Below are 21,241 nucleotides of genomic sequence, written 5' to 3' on the forward strand. Positions count from 1 at the left end.
TCGCCCTTGTCATCCTGACGGAGGTCAGGATCTACTTTGCAGAGGTGCTGGGTTCAGGTGTAATCTGACCTTCGTCGTCCTGACGAAGGTCAGGATCCATTTTGCAGAGGTATTAGGTTCAGCTGCAATCTCGCGTTTGTCATCCTGACGAACGTCAGGACCCATTTTGCAAAGGTATTAGGTTCAGCTGCAATCTCGCCTTCGTCATCCTGATGAAGGTCAGGATCCATTTTTATTAGGGTTATCAGTTTAACAACAGTTAAGATATCGACAGCAGCTTTCAACTAAACATTTTGTCGCGTTGGCGACGACAACCAAGGGGCGGCTGACGCCGGCCTCCCCTTGGAACCCCTCGGCGCCCCGCTATCACGTTCATCTTCAAATAAGCCATTGATGTGAACGTAACCGCCATGTATTCGCCATCCTTGGCGAAGTCATGGCTTGGCTCGCATCCATGCGAGCACATTACTCATCAATTGCTTATTTTCAGGCGCGATAGAAGGGGGAGTGGAGCTGTCTTTGGGGTTGTTTATAAAGATTGGAGTACTATTGATTTTGAACTTTTTTATTCGCAAAAATTTAAGAGGTAAGCTTTTTACTCACTTTTTCACTAGGTCAAGACATGTTGTATCAATTATTGGAAAAAGTTGATATTGTTACGGGTAAGTTAAAAAATTACAGTGTTGGGAATTGGAGTACCAACTAAATACTAAGGAAAGTGAAGATGATCGAGTTCATTTCCGAAAAGAGTAATGGTACAAATCTAATATTATTTATACACGGATTCACTGGAGGCTCTGATACTTGGAGCTTTGACTGTGATGTATCTTTTCCAGAATTACTACTTAAAGATAAAGAAATATCAAAGCATTTTGATGTTGCACAGTTCACTTATTTCACTAAATTAACGAACCTTTTCGCTAAAGCAAGCAATACTGCTAGGCTATTGAAAATGCTTTTCGGTACATCACATGGAAAATTAAGAAACAATTCCAGCATAGAAGAAATTTCTAATCTGTTACGTACTGAGTTTAGGTTTAGGTTAGAAAAATATGACTCCGTCTTTGTTATTGCTCACAGTATGGGAGGGCTTGTTACTAAAAGCTTAATAACTAAAGACCTCGAAGAGAAGTCAGTTTCAAAGGTTAAAATGTTCTTGTCATTGGCTGTACCCCATCAAGGAGCTAAGTTAGCTACATATGGGAGTTTAATTAGTAGTAATTTACAAATAGAAGGATTAGAACCATTGAATGGGTTTATTCATAAACTAAATGATTACTGGTTAAAAACCTCATTAAGGCCAACAACAAAGTATTTCTATGGAACAAGCGACAAAATAGTAGATAAAACTAGTGCTGTTCCAGCAGATAAAGAAGTATCAGATGTAATTAGTGTAGATGAAAATCATTCTAGTATTACTAAACCAGAGAATGAAAACTCTACGATTGTTGTAGCTGTTAAAAAACTGATTTTAGACTATCGAAATGGTGACCCAGCAATCAGTGACTTTGCTATTCAGTGTTTAGCCAATGAAGATGATTATAGTGATGAACTTTTTGTATTGAAGTTATTGGCCGCTGACGTCCATAGAACATCAATACGTGATGCAAAAGAAGTATTCTTAAACGCTGAGTATATTAGAAAAATTTTTAGTAGTGCCTCAGATCAAAAACGACTGGCCGAACTCTACAAGAAAATTAAGAAAGTTTATCAAGGCAGTTATACCAAATATATTCATGATGGTATTACTAACTCTGGACTGTTATTAGCTGATGTTCACGAGCAAATAATGAAAGAAGATAAAGAGTTTTTAAAAACTCTGATTCCATTTTTAAATGCAATTCATAAACAAGGAATGCTGCATCAATTAGCCAACAGTGAAGCTGAAACCATTTGGTGGGATAAAGATGCAAATTTTGAGTCTATGAAAGAGAACTTAAAGGAAAAAGGCTATGAGTAGCCTACCTTATTTACAGCCAGAGCGAGACTTTTATTACAATGCTGGAATTCTAATGCTGATTATCGGTAAGTTAGCTCGAACTAAGCGTGGGAAAGCAGTTTTAACGCTTGATAAAATTCAGACATTCTACTTCTTAGTTACTCGACCAGTATTTCTAAATAAAGTGCTTTCAAAAGCTGGGAAAAAACAATTTTTAATTGATCAAACAGACTATTTTACTGTAGATACAATAGCACTAAATGTTGATGAGTTATTCAACCGAGATAAAGTTACTGAGTTAATAAAGGCGTTGTCGGTTAAAGGTTATATTCAAGCTTCGTTTAATGAGAAAGATGGTTTTTTGTTCGAGTTAAACGAAAGTGGCCTCTCAGTGCTTGAAGAATTAAGTGATGGTTATTACAGAAAGATTAAAGATTTTGTTGATAGTTTAGCTAAACTGCAATCAGAAAACTCGTCAAAGATCAGTACCTATATTAACTCAATTTTGAAACAAGGAGAGGCATGATTACTCAGCAAGGATTATTACTTAAGCAGCTGGTTTTAGTTGGACACAGAAAAGATTATACAGTTACTTTTAATCAGGGGGTTAATATAATTTATGGGGATGCTGACACTGGTAAATCTAGTATCCTCAGAGTTGTTTATTATTTGTTAGGCGGAAAGACGAGTAAGTTAGATCATGAAATTACTTCATCTGTAAAGTACGCCGTATTAGAAATAGAAATTAACTCAGCACCATACTGTATTATTAGAGATTTATATAATTCCTCTAAGGATGTAGATGTGTATTCGTGTCCTTACGCCAAATTAGAAGAGAACTTTCCTGAAAAGTATGCATCGTCAGTTACAAAGAGTACAAATGAAAAGAAAAGCCTGTCTGACTTTCTTCTAGAAGAGCTTAATTTTCCAATAGTTAAATTAAAGCAAGCGCCTACAAAAGATAACTCAGAAACTGCTAGATTGAGCTTTTTAGATTTGTTTAAGTATATGTATTTAAATCAGGATGATGTAGGCAGTACTCACATGCTTAACATTGGCAATCCCGTTGTCGAAGTAAAGAATAGAGAGGTATTGAAGTATATATTTAATGTTCTCGACACAAATATTTCAGATCTTGAAGTTGATATATCTACGAGGGTAAAGGAAAAATCGGATTTGGAGAGTCAATATAGAGTTATTTCAAAATTCTTATCCGAAATAGAGTTCGATCAAACCTCTGCTATAGATGAGGAGATAACTTTGATTGATGAGTTAAAAGAAGATTTAGAAAGGCAGCTTAAAGACTTAAACAATAAAATGGTTTCCAACAATAAGTTATATAGCGGTCTTAAAGAAGCCTTAGATACTATTAATCTGGATATCAAGAGGTTTGAAAGTGTTAAGAGTAATGCCGAGAGAAACATAGAAAGGTTTTCTCGCTTAAGTAACGATTATCTAAATGATATTCAAAAATTGAAAGCAGCTGCACAAGCAAAAGTTGCTATCGGGAAGCAAAAACATACTACTTCAAATTGCCCTATTTGTGATAACACAATAGACCTAAGTGATGTGTCAGAAGAGTTTGATATTTCTCAAGAAAATAAACTAAAGCAAGAGTTAAACTCTATAGTTAGACGTTCTAAAGACTTAACAGTTTTAATTGCTGACAATAGAAAGGAATTGGAAGAAACGAATAAAACCTTGAGCGAGCTTTATAAAGAACAGTTTAAAGCGAAAGAATATATAGATGAGGAGTTAGCAAGTTCAGTTACCCCATTTTTAGCTGAGAGAGATGTACTAGTAAAGGAAAACGCAAAACTTGGCGAGAGAAGAGAGAAATACTTAAATGCCTTAAAAGTAAGAAACAGACAGCGAAGTATTGCTGAGCATATCGGTCGTCTTGAATCCAACATTACTCAATTAAAGGGAAGGTTGGAGGAAATGTTGATGAATTCCCCTTCTATGTCTTCAGTTCTATCTGGTTTGGCAACGTCTTTAGATTTGTTCTTACAAAACGTTAAAATTAATAATCAATTTGGTGTATCAGTTAGTGAAAAGAGCTTTTTACCAATAGTAAGAAATATTGAGTACAGGAATATTAACTCTGGTGGTTTAAGAACTATTACATCAATAGGCTATTTAGCTTCAATCATGGGAGCTAAATTAAATACCAATACAAATTTACCTAGCTTGATGATGATTGATACTGTCGGAAAGTTTTTAGGAAAAACACCTGAGGATGGAGCTGTAGATACAGATTTAAAGGCAGATGAAAGAGAAGGTGTTTCTGATCCAGACAAATATAAGAATTTATTTGAATCTCTTTTAGATTTAGCTGAGCGATTTGAAGAAAATGGAAAGCTTTGCCAAATAATATTGGTTGATAATGACTTACCACCAGAAGTAGCTAAAAAACACAGTGGGTTTGAAATAGCTCATTACCGTTCTAATGGAGTAAATAATCTGCCGATTGGGTTAATTGATGATTGGGAACAAGATAAAAAGTAAGAAGGCTGACCAAGGAGAGCAGAGTCATCTGCTCTCTTTTCTAAAAAACCTACTCTCCCAACACTGCCCTTGAAAAACACCACACATACTCATCCACTCACTCTGACCCCACCACCCCCCATTTCATGTATCATCCTGATATCAACTATTTAGCACAGCTATCCATGTCAAAATTAACTGCGAAGCAGAACATCAATGCAATCGTGACGGCGATAAAAGCCGAAGAGGCATCGCTTAGGGCGCGTTACCCTATTCTTAAATGGCAAAACGGTATTGCCATGGTCATTTTGATGTTGTCATTGTGTGCATTCATTGGCGTTGCGGCGCTGTATTATGTTGCGGTGGTACCTGCGTGGGTGTGTATAATTTTAGTGGCTTTGATCACCTCTATTGCCCATGAGCTTGAGCATGACTTGCTCCACAAACAGTATTTTAGCCAGCGCCCGTTTGTGCATAATTTTATGATGTTAAGCGTATGGTTGATGCGGCCAAATACGGTGAACCCTTGGTATCGTAGGAAGATACACCTGCACCATCATAAAGTGTCGGGGACTTCGCAGGATTTAGAAGAGCGTTTAGTGGGCAATGGCATTCAATCGCCTTTTTTACGGGCTGTGGTGATCCTCGATGGCCTGTTAGGGCTACTTATTAATTCAAAGCGCTTTAGTAAAGAAATTCGTGGCTTTAAGTTTTTTCGAGTCTTTAATGCAGGCGCGCCGCTAGCAACGGCTTACTTTGGGATTTTGTATGGGGTGATAGCTTATTATGCGCTGCAATTTGTGATGTCATTCACATTACCAACATGGGGGGCTGAGTTACTGGCGGTGGCTGAGTTTTTAATGGTGGTACTGATATTACCGAATATGCTCCGCTCAGCGTCGCTGAATTTGATCACTTCTTCAATGCATTATTATGGTGGTGTGACGAATGTATTAGAGCAAACCCATGTGATCACCAGCCGTTGGTTTTTACCTTTTCAATTATTTTGCTTTGATTTTGGTCGCACACATACCATCCATCATTTTGTGCCAAATCAGCCCTTTTATATTCGACAAGTGATCAGCCACAAAATACGTCCAGTGATGGCAAAACATGGCGTTCGCTTTGATGATTTACATAGTTTAAGGCATGCAAATAGGTATTTGGAGAAGGGAGAGTGAGGGGGGTGGGAGTTCAGGTGGGCAACGGTTAAAATGGCTCATTTCACCTTGCGCAAAAGTAATCTTGCTTCGCAAGATGTATTTTGCACGAGCCCACCTTGCAGCTGGTACGATGAGTTGCTACTCTCGAATTAAATAATCATAATTTGAGGCAAGATTATGCAGGAGTTTTTCGAAAAGTTTGCAATTAACACCAAAATTAATGTGGTTTGGGGCGAAATGGATGCGTTGGGGCATGTGAATAACGTGTCGTATTTCCGTTATTTTGAAACCGCGCGAATTGATTTTTTAAAGCAAACCGGGTTGCTCTCTATTTTATCTGAGCCCAGTCATAGTCCTGTGCTGCGTGATACCTACGCGCAATATAAACGACCCGTTACCTTCCCTGACACTCTGTATATTGGCTCATACATTACCGACATCAAAGAAGATCGTTTCACTATGCGCTATGAGGCATTTAGTGAGTCGCAGCAAGCAGTTTGTACAACGGGGTATGCCACTGTGGTGATGTTTAATATGAAAACAGGGCAAAAAGCGGCCATTCCAGGTGATATGCTCGCGATTTTGAAGCAATACGAGATGTGAGCAAAGGGGACAGACGCCCCTTATAGGTTGTGCATTCATAATTTGTCATCCTGACGCAGATCAGGATCCTTGTTTTTAAGGCTTGCTCTTCTCTCTACCACTCATTTAATAATCACCACTAGCTTAATAGTTATCCTAGTAATTTATTGTTTAATTGTTGATAATGCGGAGTCCACAGGGTACTTCCTGCCTTTGTGATAAGTCATATACGATAAAAATAATGATTACTTATGCACTATTATTTTGAAAAGTACTATTTTGATGATGATACTTTTACGCTCTACCACAACGATAAGCCGATAGATTTAAAAAGTAATGAAGCTAAGTTATTAGCTTTATTTATTAACAATAAAGATAAAATTTTAAGTAAAGACAGGATCCTCGATGAGGTTTGGGGCGAGCAGGTTGTTTCTGAACAGGTTGTTTTTCAAAATATTAGTCATCTTCGCCGTGTTTTTGGAAATGGTGCGATAACAACATTTTCAAAAAAGGGTTACGTGTGGCAGTTGTCATTTGAGCCCAAAGAACTGAAAAATGAAGAAAAAGCCCCAGTTCAGTTAATGAATAAATGGTATACATCGTCATATTATCTTTATTCTGTTATTACGTTGCTCTTAGTTATTATTTTTGTTTTATTTTTTGGATTGTCTTCTGACGGTTCTCTTTCTAGTAAACAATTGAAGGGGCAGGTTTACGTTATTCCCTTTTCATTTTCAGATGCTTTGGATGAGTTACAAGTTGATCGTATTGACACTTTGCTCACGCGCAATAAGGCCTTTCAAAGCGATGATCATGATTTAGCTACCATAGATACAGACGCTGTATTTCGCTATTCAGATAAGGTTAGAGAGCAGACCCAGCTCAATAATACATCAATATTACTATCCGGATATGTATCACAATTAGATGAGCACATGGTGGTTGAATATAAGTTGCTGGGTGCAGAGCGTGAGTGGCACGGTTATATTTTTGCAAAAAATGAAGCGTTAATGACGAATGCGCTTGATAAAACCATTGATAATGTACAAAAATCGGGATACCTAAACGAGCCCAACTCAGCATTATTGGCTGCAAAACTACAGTTGCTTTTAGAGCGTCAACCAGATGATTTATCAGTTATTTACCATTTGATAAAGCAAGAAATAACCCATCAAAACTTTGATGTTGCTAGGGCATTGATTGAAAAGCTGCTTATTGAATCCAAGCTGCAAAAAAACTCCCCTTATACTGCATTAGCTTTATACCTTAAAGGTGGCATTTTTCATCAGCAACAGGCTTACCTGCATGCCGAACGATACTATAAACAAGCATTGGCATTATTAGCTGAAACGCCCTATTCAAAGGTTGCTCATAATATAGAGTTAGCCTTGGCGTGGTTGGCTTATGCGCAGCATAATACTAGCCAGCTACAACATCATATTAGTAACGCGAGTGAGCATGCGAGGCAAAGTGGTGATGTATTGTCGGAGGTAAAAGCACAAACGACGGGGTCGATTTTATCTCATAAACTAGGCGACTTGGTAAATCGTTATCAATACTTAAATACTGCCAAATCGCTGTTGATTGCGCATGAAATTGAACAAGCACACTTTGCGGTTATTCATTATCACTTGGCGTTATTTTCACCGAATGAGGTTGAAGCTGAATCTTATTTTTTAAAATTACTTGGTCTAAAAAAACTTGCCAAATATCAGTGGATTTATGAGAGCAGTATTGAAGATTTACTGTCTTGGTATATTGAACAAAAGAAGTGGAAAGAGGCTATTGGTCTTTTCAAAACGCAGCCAGAAAGTAGTTTTAACCTTAATCAAAAAGCGAGGGTATTACGTGCTCAGCAAGATTTCAGCGGAGCAATACAAGCTGCGAAGCAGGCATTTGATAGTGCGAGATTAAGCTATGAGCATAATAACGCCCTACATAGTGCGCTGTTACTTTATCAAATGAAGCCGTATATGAATGAACTTAAAGTCATTGAATATCAAAATTACATTAAAATACATGCCTCAAAATTTTGGATTGAGAAACACCGTATTGAGCTGAGTGAAGTTGGATATTTTGATGACTTAGAGGTTAACTAAGTCATCAAAGTATGACGGTTTTTAATTAATTTTTGGTTGTGTTAAGTAGGGTGTGGTAGTTAAAGCTTTCTCCCATTTTTAGCGTTTTTATAATGAAGTTGGGTGGCGTTTGCTCTGCTGCCAACGAGAGTCGTCTAAGAGGTTCATGGACATGTTCACACCCTAAAGTCCATGTGCCATAGCCCCATGGAATAAATACCTTACAGCCTAAATCATCGGCAGCTTTTATAGCATCTTCTGGTGACATGTGTACCCGCCTTTTACTTTCATGATAGGCGACGATTGGCATCAAGCAAACGTCCATTGGGCCCATTTTTTTTCGAATATCTTTGAATACGTCGCTGTAACCGGTATCACCAGCAAAATATACTTTGTATTTCCCATCATCTAGCATCCAGCTGCCCCATAAGCTGTGATCGGTATCAAACATTCCTCTAGAGGAGTTATGGTTACTTGGTAAAAAGTGTACTTGTGTTTTATTGTGCTGAGTATGAGTGTACCAGTCCATTTCGGTTATTGGCCCATTTTCGTAGTCAATATCGCTGGCACTGTCCAAAGGCAAATATAATTGTGTATTTTTACTAAATTCATTAAGCGTGGTGTTACTTAAGTGATCAAAATGGTCATGAGAGATCAGTACGCCAGATACAAAGTCCAGCTCTTTAGCGTTGACAGGGGCTTCTCCCAATCGAACAAATGAGGTGCTCAATTGCTGTCCTAACCAACCTAAAAAGCCATCGAATTCATGAAATACAGGGTCGGTAACTAAGGCGTCATTATTCATTTGTTGGATTAAAAAGCTGGCATGGCCTAACCAGGTTAATTCACCCCTTCTATCTGGGCTAATTTCAATATTTGAATAAACTAAATCATTGTAGCTGTAACCATAGCTCTTACTGTATTTATGCGAAGGGACTGGGTCTAAAAATGCTCTTTCAATCACCTTTTTTTCTTCAGGCTTAAGGAGGTCTAAATCATCATTGATATGGTGGGGGCCATTATCGGTAAAATGACTTGGGAATAAGTTGGTATAAGCGCCTTTTTTATTCTTTTGAAGTTCAGGGTTTTCTATACGTTCTATTTGTGTTGTGCAACCTGTTATCAACATAAGAGAAATAACATGTGTTAGTGTTTTAAGTTTCATAAATAAGAGGCCCTGTTTTAGTTTTGCAGCATCTTAAATGCCAGTGCCAATTGGGTCTTATTTAAAACCTATTTTTAGCTAAATAGAAAATGGATAGAAAATTTATCCTTAAAAATCAACAGTTAAGAGGGTGGCTGTGCACTTTTTCTTAATCTAGGGCAAAGCGTTATTGGCGGATAGAGCGCAGTGCATATAGAAAATCATTCGCTCTGTTCATCATGATTACAGGCATCAATTCAGGTAGATATACAAAAAGTTGGCGGTAGAATAACTCAAACCGCCAACGTGCTGATAAGGTGCTCTTACTGATTAAGGTTAACCTAAGATAGTTAATCTAATCTTTTATTTTTACTGATCTTTTCTTGATGGCCTATGATGCGAATTGACCAGTTGTTTAAGCTGCCTGCTTGCTCATTATTATCCATAACGACATCCTCAATGCCATGGCGACCTGATAATTGAAAATTGCGATGCGCAGCGCTCATATCCGTCACATGCAACTTCCACTGACCATGTTCGGCATTGGCCTTCTCATTCCAGAACTTGTAGCTCAGCATCAAATGATCGTCATAGCCCTGCGTACTTTGCATGCCATTAATGGCAGAGCTCAAAGCTTGACCGTTTAAATTACCAAAGGGCGACATTAAAATACTGCGGGTTCCACTGGGCGATTCCAGCTCTATTTTCAAATCTGATATACGGCTGTGGGCAATATCTAACCTAACCTGCACCGCTTCAATAAACAGTTCATCATTTACAGTAATGACCGATGTCACCGCCTTTCCAGAATCCGGTATTTTAATCTCTGATCCGTTCAAGGCTGAAGCGGCCCAACTCGATTCAACTAAGTCACTGGGTAAATTTTCGATGGTATATCGTCTAATTAATTCCACAGCCTTATCGACATCAATTAACCCAAATCCATAATGAGGGCTATACCAATGACCAGCAGCATTTTTAGACCAACCTTCTAATCCAACAATACCGTTAACCGAAATAGCACTCTGATTAGGGTCTATTCTTGTAGCTGTATTTGCTAATAAATGGCGTATATCACGAGATGATAACTGATGATTTTGCATATTCGCTGCTGACATTAACAAAGCAACCGCACCAGTTGCATTAGCAGCAGCTGAAGAAGTCCCATCTATTGCATAGCTAAAATCTGACTGTTCGGCGATATATGACAGCAGTGATCTACGACCTTGCACACTGCTAAATTGCTGATTTATTATTTGCATCAAAATCAACTGTTCAATCACTTGGTGTTCTTGAGCAGTTAATGTCGCTTCAATCGACTTAAACTCTGGTAATGTGTAGATCAGCCCTAAATCAATGCTTTTTGCGCCAGTTCGCTGCATATAAATTTGCTCAACATCAAGTAGCTTTAATAGTAGGCTACTATGAGTACATGAGATAAATGGCGCATTCCTTAGATCACCGATAAACATGCTAGGTTCTAGAAGGCCTTGTTTTTCCAAGTGTTCGCAGGTAAAGGTCGTTGAAAGATTTTTAACACCTGTGTTAAATGAATCTCCGCCTGGCGCTGAAATAAATACACTGCTGCCAGGTGTTGAATAAGACGTTCTTTCACCAAAAGCATTGACGGCGCCAATAACCATATTCCAATAGTTGGCATTTTCATGGTCTGAATTAGCATTTTGCCAAGGTAAAAAATAATTATCGTCAATGGGTTTACTGTTTTTTGGATATTTTTTGACTCTATTGTCATTCGCATCAAGATAAAAAACACTGCTTTGTAAATACCCATTGCCCGCTGACTTTACAAATAGCGCGCTCCGTTTGTCTGTTGGGTTTTCAAGAGAGACTTTTTTTAACACGGATTGCATTTCGATATAATTTAACTCAGGTGTGCTTAACGTATATGGCACACTATGTGACCATGCTAAACCATAACTTTGATTGAACACTTGAACATCGTATGAGCTTTCATGCAGACCATGACTTACCATAAAATCGTCTAAGTCATTAATACCAGAAAACGAAACTATTTGACTCTGTGGCGCTACGCCACGAATTCCAATGTCATTTTCTGCAGCAGCGATAATTCCTGCCATCTTGGTACCATGAGCGTCATTAGTAGCCGACGAATTAATATCACTAAAAATAATTAAGTTATCAACTAACTCTGGGTGTTTAACGTCAACACCAGAGTCGATGACTGCAATTTTTATATCCTTTCCTTTATGTCCCCATATATGTGTTTGCCAAAGGTTTAAGTCGCTAGGTGAATTATTATATTGCGAGAAGTTTTGATTTAGTAAGTTCCATTGGTGTTTTAAAAGAGGGTCGCCTTTTGGATTAATCCAGCGATCCTTGTAATTCCTGTCGGTCATGGAGCTTGCATCAAATATACAAGATAGTGACAAGATAAAGGTTATAAATTTTAACGTTTTCAAAACTAACCCTCCTATATTTTATATTGGTATAATTAAAAAGCCCCCATTTGGGGGCTGTTTGTTATTGAATATATTGATTTAAGAATGCTTTTGAGGCGTTAGAATGAATATCGACCCAAAATGCACTACCGACAGAGCCACCACTGGTTACGCCTAAAATTCCCTGAGCAGCAAAAATAGGACCACCAGAGTCACCACCACCCGTTAAGGATGTACCTCTTGTCCAATCTTGATTTGAGCCACTGTTACCATCATGTCCGTACGCATATATCATTGCGCCATCAACATAGCTCACGGTAGCAATACCAAGGCGCTTTACGCCTGCACCTGTTTTCGTTACTTGGTTATTATTCCCAAAGCCAATGATTGCAGCCCTTTGTTGTGCTACTGCTCTGGCTGATTGCGGTGCTAATGCTCTGTAGCTTGAAGAAACAGGCGAATCAAACTTCAGAACAGCTAAGTCATATTGATAAGTACCATGCCAATTTGAATCATTATAATTAGGGTGCACATAGACATTTGAAGGGCTTTGACCTTTAGCTTCCCCAGTTAATACTTCTATGTTATTTGGGTTATATTCTGACGAGGCAGCACAGTGGCCTGCCGTAAGAATAGTGTTTGAATCAACGAATGTACCTGTACAAATATAGCCATTAAATCCAAACATTACTATTTCAGGGTACACGTTATTACTGATTTCAATACTATTAGTAATCAAACCGTCATAGATTGAATTAGTTTGAGCGTTGTTGTTAGATATATCTGCGCTTGCAACGCTACTAAATAGAATGGTGCTTGAAATTATTGAAGTTAAAATATTTCTTTTCATGTTGTATCCTTTTTTGTGTTTTGTATTAATTTAAATGAAGTTATTTTTAATTTTAAAGTTTTATTTTTTTAAAATTAAAATGTGTTTATAACCATTTATAAAATTATTTTTTTGCACATATAAAAGAACGAACAAAAAAAATTAAAATAACAATCGGGGTTGAAAATGTTTTATTTTTGTGTTTTTTTTGTTTTTTTTATGTTGGTAAAGGTATGTAAAACAAAGGGAAAGGTTTGTTTTAAAAAATAATCAAAGAGGGCGGGGTAAATCGACCTCACTTTTATTAACTTTTAGCCTGACCAAGAGCAAAGTGCTTTTGGTGATAAGAGATTCAAGTGTATGAAAATTAATTGATTGTTAGCCTTTTGGTCTAGTTGAGGTTGTCGCTCAATGTGTTTTTGATTAGGCTAGGGCAATCATATATACACTAATAAAAACAATAATGAGTGATATAAAGCAAAGGCGGGTAGATATCTCGTCTGGGCTAAATGCGTGTTTAACTTACTACCCTGCGAATAGCACGATGGCGATGCATGAGCATGAGGGACATCAGTTGTCTATTGTGCTGTCAGGCGCTTTGGCTGAGTCTAGCAGCGGCGTGCAGCAGCAAGTGTACACACCTAGTCTTTGTACCAAGCCGGCTGAATTTGGCCATGCTAACCAATATGGCAAGCAGGGCACTCTGATATTTGCATTAAACTTTAGCAAACAAGCTTTTGATGAATATGCTGAGGGTGTTGCGCTAGATTGGCACTGGCAACCGCTCACAACCAAACCTTTACTGCAAATGATCAAGCAATCAGTCAAAGGGATAATGATAAATAATGATCCATTCCAACAGCAGTTTTTGTGGGATTTACTCGCCATTAGACAAGGTAGTACCGTCACAACTGAGCGGCAAAAAGTAGCTTGGCTATTAAAAGCTAAGCAGTCTATTGAATGCTCCCCCGATAATCTTAATTTAACGCAACTGGCAGTAGAACTTGGTGTGCATCCTGTTTATTTCTCGCGAAGTTTTCATAAGCACTTTGGCTGTGCGCCCAGCTTATATCAACAGCGTTGCAAGGTCTCGCGCGCGATGCAGCTACTCTCAAAAAACAAAATGCTAGTAGAGGTGGCAAACGACAGCGGGTTTAGCGATCAAAGCCATTTAACACGATTGTTTAAGCAAGAAATTGGCTTTACACCGCGCCAACTCAAGCAATTCATTACAGGTTAAATCCATACAATAAAATAGCTTGGTGTGTGGCTATGCTATTGCTTATTTTTACAGTTAGGAGCCAGTTATGGGCAAAAAAGTGCAGGCGATTTTATTTCTCTCTTTAATCGGTGTGAGTCAGCTAAGCTATGCGGTAACACCGCAACAGGCCGCTGCAAAATTAAAGCAATTTATCGAGGATGTGCCAGGTCTAGAACCAGGCTACGCCGTTGTTGCTGTGACTAAAAATGAGGTGCTTTTAAATCATGTGCAGGGCATTCGCAATATCGATACTCAGTTGCCACTGACGCTGGATACACCCATATATATTGCCTCTCAAACTAAAGCTTACATGGGACTACTTGCAGCGAAGTTAGATCAACAGGGCATACTTAAGCTGGATGATACAATTGCTAAGCACTGGCCGCATATAAAACTACCTGAAGGCGTTGACTCTAATCAATGGACGCTGAGTGATTTGCTTACGCATCAGTTTCCCGTCGAGGCTGAGCGCATTACAACACTAGAAGCTTATATGACGGAGGTCGATCATAAAGACTATCCAGCGTTATTGGCTAAACATAGCGTTAAGCGTGATGAAGGTTTCGACTACACCAATCTCGGCTATAACATTTATGGCGCTGTTTTACACAAGGTAACAGGTAAAGCATGGCAAGATTGGTTGCAGGATGAAATCTTTACACCCATGGCAATGGTAAACACGTCGGCCCGCACATCTGACTTTTCAATGAAGCACTTATCTTGGAATCATATCTGGCAAGGCGAGGAGAAAGGTTGGCATATCGTGCCGCCAAAAACCGATGGAAAAATGCAATCTGCAGGTGGCTTAGTGGTATCACCCCGAGATATGGGTAAGTGGTTGCAGTTACAATTAAACCAAGAACTTGCGCGTAAATCAGGGTTTAGTGATGACATGATGAAGTTAGCTCATACATCAGTTGCTCAGCTTGACCCCACAGCAAGAAACCCTTACGAGCTTCCCTGTCATGGATATGCATTAGGCTGGACTGTGTGTGATATTGATGGTCATACCGTGTATACCCATGGTGGTGGCTATACAGGTGCACGCACTGTGATGGCCTTTTCGCCTGATTTAGGTGTGGGGATCGGTGTTTTTTCTAATTCGGATAACATGACAGGTTGGCTGAGCAGAAAAACCATGGTGCAGTTTTTTCAGTATTTAACAGCACATGAAAGAGCCGATGAGATGGCTGAACAGCGTCAAGGTGATTACCCTGAGCGAGTGCAGTGGCTGTTAGATAGAAGGCAGCAAAGACAAGCTGATGGGATAAATGCGTTAGTAAAGCAGTCAGGTGTAGATGATTACCAGCCTACCAAAGCTGAGTTGGTTAAGCTTGTTGGCAATTATCAAGGTGAAGACAAGTACAGTAAATTGGCCATATCCATGACTTCACACGGTGTTTTAACCGGGCAGATATACGATTATGAGTTTACTATTCAGCCTATATCTATGGACTTATTTGCAGAGCGAAGCAGTCCATTTAGCACGATAAGGCCGATTAAGATTAAGTTTGATAACAACTCAAAACAAGTGAAGAGCTTGACTTGGTTTGGTACAGAGTATGTGAAAATTAGCGACTAAAACGCACCAAGCGGGTTAAGCGTGATGTGTTGGGCATAGCAATAAATCATTTGATGTGGTTATTGGGGTTGTAGTGGGGGTGGTTAAAATGGCTCATTTCACCTTGCGCAAAAGTAATCTTGCTCTGCAAGATGTATTTTGCACGAACTCACCTTGCGCGAAGAGAATGTCCTCGCTGCGCTTGTGGTCATTATTACTTTTTTATTAAGACCAACTCAGTAGTGAAAGTGGTTAAAATAGCTCATTTCACCTTGCGCAAAAGTAATCTTGCTCCGCAAGATGTATTTTGCACGAACTCACCTTGCGCAAAGAGAATGTCCTCGCTGCGCTCGCAGTCATTAACCCTTTGCACTCTAATGCACAGTGATCGGGTGGTCATTGACGACTAAAGATTGGCCATTTTTTTGGGCGCGCAGAAAGCTGGATATTAACACGTCATTAGACAAAACATTGATGTCGTCAACTTCTTCAACCATGCAAAAAGTGATGGAGTCCCAGCCTAAATCTTTGATAAAGGTTTTAAGGTTGTTGATATTCTCTTTGTAATTTTTATCGGTCGTTAATAAGCCGATAGAGTGTTTGTTGCCAAGTTTGTATTTGTCTTGGTCTGTGGTCGAGCATTTTGCGTAACCGCTCAGTACATACACTGTATTTGTGCTTTCATTCATAGTTGTGACACCACTAAATTGTAGTTTTGTTCCAAGTGAATTTCTAATGCATTTTTCAAACCAAACTTTCTAAGTTGCACAAGGTTACTTTGCTAGGCCTTGAAAGTAGTGGGTAAAATATTTTAATTCGAGGTGAGTGGCACCTAAGGTGTCAATTTTTTGCTAGATGTATTTTCTCTAGTAGAGGGGGCTGAGCAATTGCTCTTAAAGGCCAACGTTTACCTTGTGACCAATTGCTCTGGCGTCTTTGAAGTCAACTATTCGCTGATGATTTTTGGGTTTTTTAAGCGCACTATCAGAGGTTTGATAGCAAAATGTGCGACCACCGATGCCAATACAAACACCACTACGCCAACAAATGGGATCATCGGACCGGTAAAATAGGCACCGCCCAAAACATAGCCGACGATGGCTTCAATACGATATAAAGGCAAAAACAGCGCTATAAAAGTAATGACCAGCAATAAAGAGGCCGCAATGGAAGGGTAGCCTAGACTAAATATGGTCGATTGAATCAAACTTATCAGTAACATGCCGACAAAGCTGCGTGCGGCTACGGTGCGAAAAGCTAAGCGGCTCTGCTCATCTTCTATCTGATTACTTCTGTGTTCAATACTATAAGCGGTAAGCCACACTAACGTAGGTAATATTAATAGTCCCCACCAATTGGATAAACCGGGCATGTCCTCTTGCGCTAAAAAGTGATGTGTAACAACACCGCCATTTAAGCTCTCCCAAGTGAGTAGGGCAATTTGACATGCGACAACCGCGATCATTAAGTAGTTTCTTATTTTTTTGATATCCAAAATACAGTTCCTTATCTTGTAGAGTATGACCTTATTCAGTAATTAGCAAGCCACAAAATAAAAGCGTTATTTTTCAATGTTTTATTTGTTTTTAAATCAAGGTGAGGGAATTTTGATACTAATTATTAGTGATTTTAATGAATAAGTGGTGGTAATAAACAGTGGCCGTTGGCGCTGGTTCACGTAAGACCAGCTTGCAATAATATCCTCGCTTTTCGTGAGCTTGGCCATAGCATATCTGTTCATGGTGTGAACTAAAGGCATGCTATTACAAAACCATGATTTTAGTTTTTTAGGGCGCTCCAGTTACTGTCATATTGGATGTTTGAGCATGTTATTTCTTATTTATATGGGTATATGAGCGCTTTACTTTTGAGAAGTGTGCAGCGCGTTTCTGGCGTGATCGTATGACACTGTTGCTCAGTAATGTATGCTAAACTAAATACCGATTTAGTATGCTTAAGCTCATCTGTATTCACCCCAACTCTTATCTCAAAGACTCATACAACTGGCCGTTACTTGTTATTACCAAGTGTTATCCATAGCTCTTTATCTTCAATTGGTGTCGACTGAGGCAAAAACGGATTATCTATGGTTAATATCGTTTTATTGTCCCACTTGCTCAGAGGAAACAAGTGCTTAGTTGTAGGGTGCGTTTGCATATATTCATCAAAGCTACCATCTTTGATTGCCAGCATTAAACCCGACTCCAGATCATCAATGAGCTGTGAATTGTCTTTATGGGTAAAAAAGTACATTGGGAAGTGATAGTGCAAAATCACATCATCAAATACCTGTAACTTAGGCATGATTTGCTTTCTGCTCTCTACTTCGGAGAAGGCCTCATTAATCCCTCTGGGAAAAGCTCTACACCTATCGACATAAACTTGCTTAAACATGTTTTCATAGACGACGTTGGTGATCACGCTAAGGCCAGCGGCTAGCATGATGTCTGTATCAGGCCAGTGCTGTCCCTGACATAAAGTGATATTTTTTAGCGATTTTAAAGACTTGATTTGAGAGAATAGCGGTTCTTTATCTTGATGAATGGTAAAAACGCGATAGCCGAGTAGCCCTTTTATCAGTGGAATAGGCACCACCCCTAACTCAGACTCTCTTTGCTGATCGGTACCTGCCCAGTACAAGTCAATTAAACGATTAGACTGCAGTTCTAGTAGCGCTCTCTCTTGCACCATATAAGGTGCAAATTGAATTCTAATTGGTTTGTTGATTTTATCGAAAGCCAGCTCTATGAGCCCAACATAGTAATTGTGTGTACTATCATGCTCTGATTGACTGCCTCGAACGCGAATTGCCTCAGTGGCAATGGACGTGTGGCTTATAAGTAAAAGCCAAATAAGTATGAGCTTGTACATTGGTCTCTCATCATTGTTGCCCAATACTACGAGCGTAGTGCATCTTTTGACATGCGTGGTGTTCATCTGGTTTTTTACTCTTGATCACGAGAGAGGGCTTTGACGATTCTTTGTTCATGCAATGTTAAAAAGGTGTGCGGACTCTGGATAAAGTCTTGGCCTGTTGTTAGAAAAGAGGTAGAGGCACTTTGGCCCCTAGTTAGTGGATGTGTTTATTGAGTAGATTGAAGACGTACAGGTAATTATGAATAAGCACCCCGATTTAATCGGGGTTTTAAGTAATTTGCTATTGTTGTCTATAGTCGTGATAAGTTGTAATTAGACACGCACTTACAGTGTTCGTCATTGCCAAAAAATAATAGGTAATTGCTTATTAATCAATAATACAAGGCAAAATTGTAAAGCACAGAGCAAGCATGCCATATCAAGCCAGTAGACTTTACTTTGGTTTAGAAATGGTTTTGTTTTGTAAGCAGACCAAGTAAGGCTTACAGGTAATAACCCAGATATTAGCGCAAGGCAGAATGATGCTACTGTCAGTTCTCCAAATTGCATAAAGTTTTGCTGTGTATATAAAGTGATAGGTATAGCAAACATGATTAGGTTATAAAAGCTCAGTTTTAAATTGGCATACCTACTATGTTTATCTCTAATCAAGGTGGCGATGCCCACGAGTAATAAGCCCATTAAGCCTATGAGGCCGAGTATTATGCTAGACCAAACCAGTATTAATATAGGTACACTGCCTTTTTGATATGTTCTATGACCATAACTAAGCATTGGCTGATTTTCATTATTTTGGTAAAACACATAAGTGGCGTTGCTGCGAGTGATGTCTCTAAATAGCTGTTTTCCTACAGGAACAATGACTTTGTCTTTACTTTGTAAAGTGTGAATAACCAAGCTGTTTCCCGTTTGGCTGATCCACACAAAATTTGCTATCCAGTCAACAAATGCGAATTCGGCCATACTATTAGGTGCTAAAAAGTAGATACCCGTTTTGTCTTTCAGAGATACCACTTCTTTTATTTTTTCTGTGACTTTAGCGGGCTTGATATTTAGCTGTTCGATAAAGAGTTTATCAAAATTCGCATAGTTTGCAGTTTCACTATCAGTGTTAAGCGCGTAAAAAAATGCTTTGTTTTCGTCGGGGAATACACACATATGCGCCCTAAAACCAAAAGTTGTTCCTGGTCTACAATGTCCCATGACTCCATGACGGTCTCGGTTTGAAAATACCAGCCCGTGGCCTATTTTTAGGCCCGCTTGGTGCGCATTTGTTTCATGAGCACCCGCAAGTAAAGGGAGTAACTCCGGTAAAATAAATGTTTTACCATGCAGGGTTCCGCCAGCGAGTATAAGTGCCATAAATTTACCCATATCAGTCGCGGTGGTTGTAAATTGGCCAGCACCTCTTAATAAAAATGGTGGAGCGGCTTGCGCTGTCATTAAATCATGGTATCCCATTGCTAAACTTGTTGGAGTCGGCACTGCAGTTTGCGTTTGGAAAGAAAAAGTACTGTCATGCATGCCTAATGGCTGTAGTAAGTGCTTATCAAGGTAGGTTTCGTAGCGTGTCTTTGTGACATTTTCAATGATCATTGCCAATAGTTGGTAGCCCATATTCGAATAAGACTCTTGTGAGCCTGGTTTGAACCTTGCTGTAAGTAGACTTTTATCTCCGTTATTAAATGCGTTAATAAGCGGTGTATCTGGCGTGACCTGAGTATTTAGGTACTGCCACATGCGCACACTATCTAACCCTGATGTATGATTTAGCAGGTGCTTTACTAATATTGGGGAGTTATCTCGCCAAGGGTTCTTAATGGCAAGCTCAGGGAGTAATGTCTTTATTTGTGTATCTAAAGACAATTTCTCTTCACTGATTAACTGTAGTATGCCCACAGCCAAAATCGCTTTTGTTACAGATCCAATATGCATCTTTTGACTGTCATGCATCACAAAGCCTTTTGCGATATTTGCTAAACCGGCACTGCCAATTTGCATCTGCCCTTCATTTAACAGAGCCCAAGTGATCCCTGCAATTTTTTGCTCTTTAATGTTTTTTTCAATTTGGTGATTAAATGTGTTGCTTTCATTGGCTTTTACATATGTATAAGGCCAAATTAAAAAGGTTAAAAGCAAGGTTAGATAGAGTTTAGTCATTCTTATTCTTATTTTTCGATCAATGCTTAAAGATATCACTTTTTATGTGATGTGAATGTGAAATGTGCTGTGATGTGACGAAGCTGAAAGTATTAAATATTTTATTTTTATGTCTAGTTTGGCTATCAAATAGATTGTTTGATTTCTTACTTTAATAACTTAATCATTTTAAATATAACCCAGTTATAACGTTTTATCCTTCTTTTTATTTTAAAATCATATTCGATTACATAGTTAATTTGGTAATTGCTCTTATGTCTGTGCTGATTTTAGGTAATCCGTTTTCAAGTATGGAGGTTCAATCGTTATATTTTTATTTATTAAGTTGGTTAAAAATGAAATAGGTGTTTTTCTGATACACACTAAATAATAAAAAGGTAACCGGAATGAAATTCATACTATAAAGCAAAAAAATTTAAAACCTTTCAAAAGACAGAGTCGCACTTCCGGCAGGTGGTACGTATGTCGATCCTACTCTAAGAGACAATTTTTAGTTGCGTGTCATCACTAAGTAGTTGAAAGTTTTTGCTTCTGGCTAGAAATCCTTATTATCTGTACTAGCGGAGATATCATCTGTACTAGCGGAGATATCATACACCGTTAGTTTCACTAAGCTTTCGACAGAATATTCAATAACTTGCTTAAAGCAGTTTTTAAATTGAATACTGTTTACATCAGCTCAGATACCATGGGTGAAGATGTCATTAACTGGATCTCCAATACTAACCGCTTTCTTTGTG

General features: G+C 38.7%; 15 protein-coding genes. 8 read left to right on the plus strand and 7 right to left on the minus strand.

Annotation, left to right across the window (positions count from 1 at the left end):
- Positions 1-724: 724 nt before the first annotated feature.
- The 6 genes from L1077_RS19890 to L1077_RS19915 all read left to right on the plus strand — a co-directional run bounded on the left by L1077_RS19890 (position 725) and on the right by L1077_RS19915 (position 8,270).
- The gene (locus L1077_RS19890) at positions 725-1,960 is read left to right on the plus strand and encodes an ABC-three component system protein (RefSeq protein ID WP_237138654.1); all 1,236 of its coding nucleotides are present in this window, start codon (positions 725-727) and stop codon (positions 1,958-1,960) included.
- Positions 1,953-2,465 carry an ABC-three component system middle component 4 gene (locus tag L1077_RS19895; RefSeq protein ID WP_237138655.1) on the plus strand — a complete coding sequence of 171 codons (513 nt, stop codon included), beginning with the start codon at positions 1,953-1,955 and terminating at the stop codon, positions 2,463-2,465. The genes L1077_RS19890 and L1077_RS19895 overlap by 8 nt, the downstream gene beginning before the upstream one ends.
- Complete coding sequence (locus L1077_RS19900; protein WP_237138656.1) at positions 2,462-4,447, plus strand: hypothetical protein; 1,986 nt, start codon at positions 2,462-2,464, stop codon at positions 4,445-4,447. Before L1077_RS19895 ends, L1077_RS19900 begins: the two co-directional genes overlap by 4 nt.
- A 164-nt stretch (positions 4,448-4,611) precedes the next feature.
- Positions 4,612-5,607, plus strand: coding sequence for a fatty acid desaturase (locus L1077_RS19905; RefSeq protein WP_237138657.1), 996 nt, complete (start codon positions 4,612-4,614; stop codon positions 5,605-5,607).
- Positions 5,608-5,766: 159 nt separating this feature from the next.
- Positions 5,767-6,192 (plus strand): acyl-CoA thioesterase, encoded by a 426-nt coding sequence (locus tag L1077_RS19910; protein ID WP_237138658.1) that lies wholly within the window; start codon positions 5,767-5,769, stop codon positions 6,190-6,192.
- A 230-nt stretch (positions 6,193-6,422) separates the two neighbouring features.
- Positions 6,423-8,270, plus strand: a complete 1,848-nt coding sequence (locus tag L1077_RS19915) for a winged helix-turn-helix domain-containing protein (protein ID WP_237138659.1) — start codon at positions 6,423-6,425, stop codon at positions 8,268-8,270.
- Positions 8,271-8,295: 25 nt separating this feature from the next.
- On the opposite strand, the gene L1077_RS19920 is transcribed toward L1077_RS19915, so the two are convergent.
- From L1077_RS19920 to L1077_RS19930, 3 genes are all read right to left on the minus strand, one after another.
- The gene (locus L1077_RS19920; protein WP_237138660.1) at positions 8,296-9,414 is read right to left on the minus strand and encodes an MBL fold metallo-hydrolase; all 1,119 of its coding nucleotides are present in this window, start codon (positions 9,412-9,414) and stop codon (positions 8,296-8,298) included.
- A gap of 329 nt (positions 9,415-9,743) precedes the next feature.
- Positions 9,744-11,834, minus strand: coding sequence for a S8 family serine peptidase (locus L1077_RS19925; RefSeq protein ID WP_237138661.1), 2,091 nt, complete (start codon positions 11,832-11,834; stop codon positions 9,744-9,746).
- A 61-nt stretch (positions 11,835-11,895) separates the two neighbouring features.
- Positions 11,896-12,663 (minus strand): S1 family peptidase, encoded by a 768-nt coding sequence (locus L1077_RS19930; protein WP_237138662.1) that lies wholly within the window; start codon positions 12,661-12,663, stop codon positions 11,896-11,898.
- 442 nt (positions 12,664-13,105) lie between these two features.
- On the opposite strand from L1077_RS19930, the gene L1077_RS19935 reads away from it, so the two are divergent.
- The gene (locus L1077_RS19935; RefSeq protein ID WP_237138663.1) at positions 13,106-13,882 is read left to right on the plus strand and encodes a helix-turn-helix transcriptional regulator; all 777 of its coding nucleotides are present in this window, start codon (positions 13,106-13,108) and stop codon (positions 13,880-13,882) included.
- 67 nt (positions 13,883-13,949) lie between these two features.
- Positions 13,950-15,485, plus strand: coding sequence for a serine hydrolase domain-containing protein (locus tag L1077_RS19940; protein ID WP_237138664.1), 1,536 nt, complete (start codon positions 13,950-13,952; stop codon positions 15,483-15,485).
- Between the two features lie 353 nt (positions 15,486-15,838).
- On the opposite strand, the gene L1077_RS19945 is transcribed toward L1077_RS19940, so the two are convergent.
- The 4 genes from L1077_RS19945 to L1077_RS19960 all read right to left on the minus strand — a co-directional run bounded on the left by L1077_RS19945 (position 15,839) and on the right by L1077_RS19960 (position 20,501).
- Positions 15,839-16,153 carry a hypothetical protein gene (locus tag L1077_RS19945; protein ID WP_237138665.1) on the minus strand — a complete coding sequence of 105 codons (315 nt, stop codon included), beginning with the start codon at positions 16,151-16,153 and terminating at the stop codon, positions 15,839-15,841.
- 257 nt (positions 16,154-16,410) lie between these two features.
- A complete protein-coding gene (locus L1077_RS19950; RefSeq protein WP_237138666.1) occupies positions 16,411-16,959 on the minus strand; it encodes a hypothetical protein in 549 nt (182 codons plus the stop codon).
- A gap of 515 nt (positions 16,960-17,474) precedes the next feature.
- Complete coding sequence (locus L1077_RS19955; protein WP_237138667.1) at positions 17,475-18,335, minus strand: hypothetical protein; 861 nt, start codon at positions 18,333-18,335, stop codon at positions 17,475-17,477.
- A gap of 342 nt (positions 18,336-18,677) precedes the next feature.
- Positions 18,678-20,501: a serine hydrolase domain-containing protein gene (locus L1077_RS19960; RefSeq protein ID WP_237138668.1), complete on the minus strand. Its 1,824-nt coding sequence runs from the start codon at positions 20,499-20,501 to the stop codon at positions 18,678-18,680.
- Positions 20,502-21,241: the final 740 nt, after the last annotated feature.

Origin of the sequence: Pseudoalteromonas luteoviolacea (genome assembly GCF_021654285.1) — a bacterium.
GTDB lineage: Bacteria > Pseudomonadota > Gammaproteobacteria > Enterobacterales > Alteromonadaceae > Pseudoalteromonas > Pseudoalteromonas luteoviolacea_J.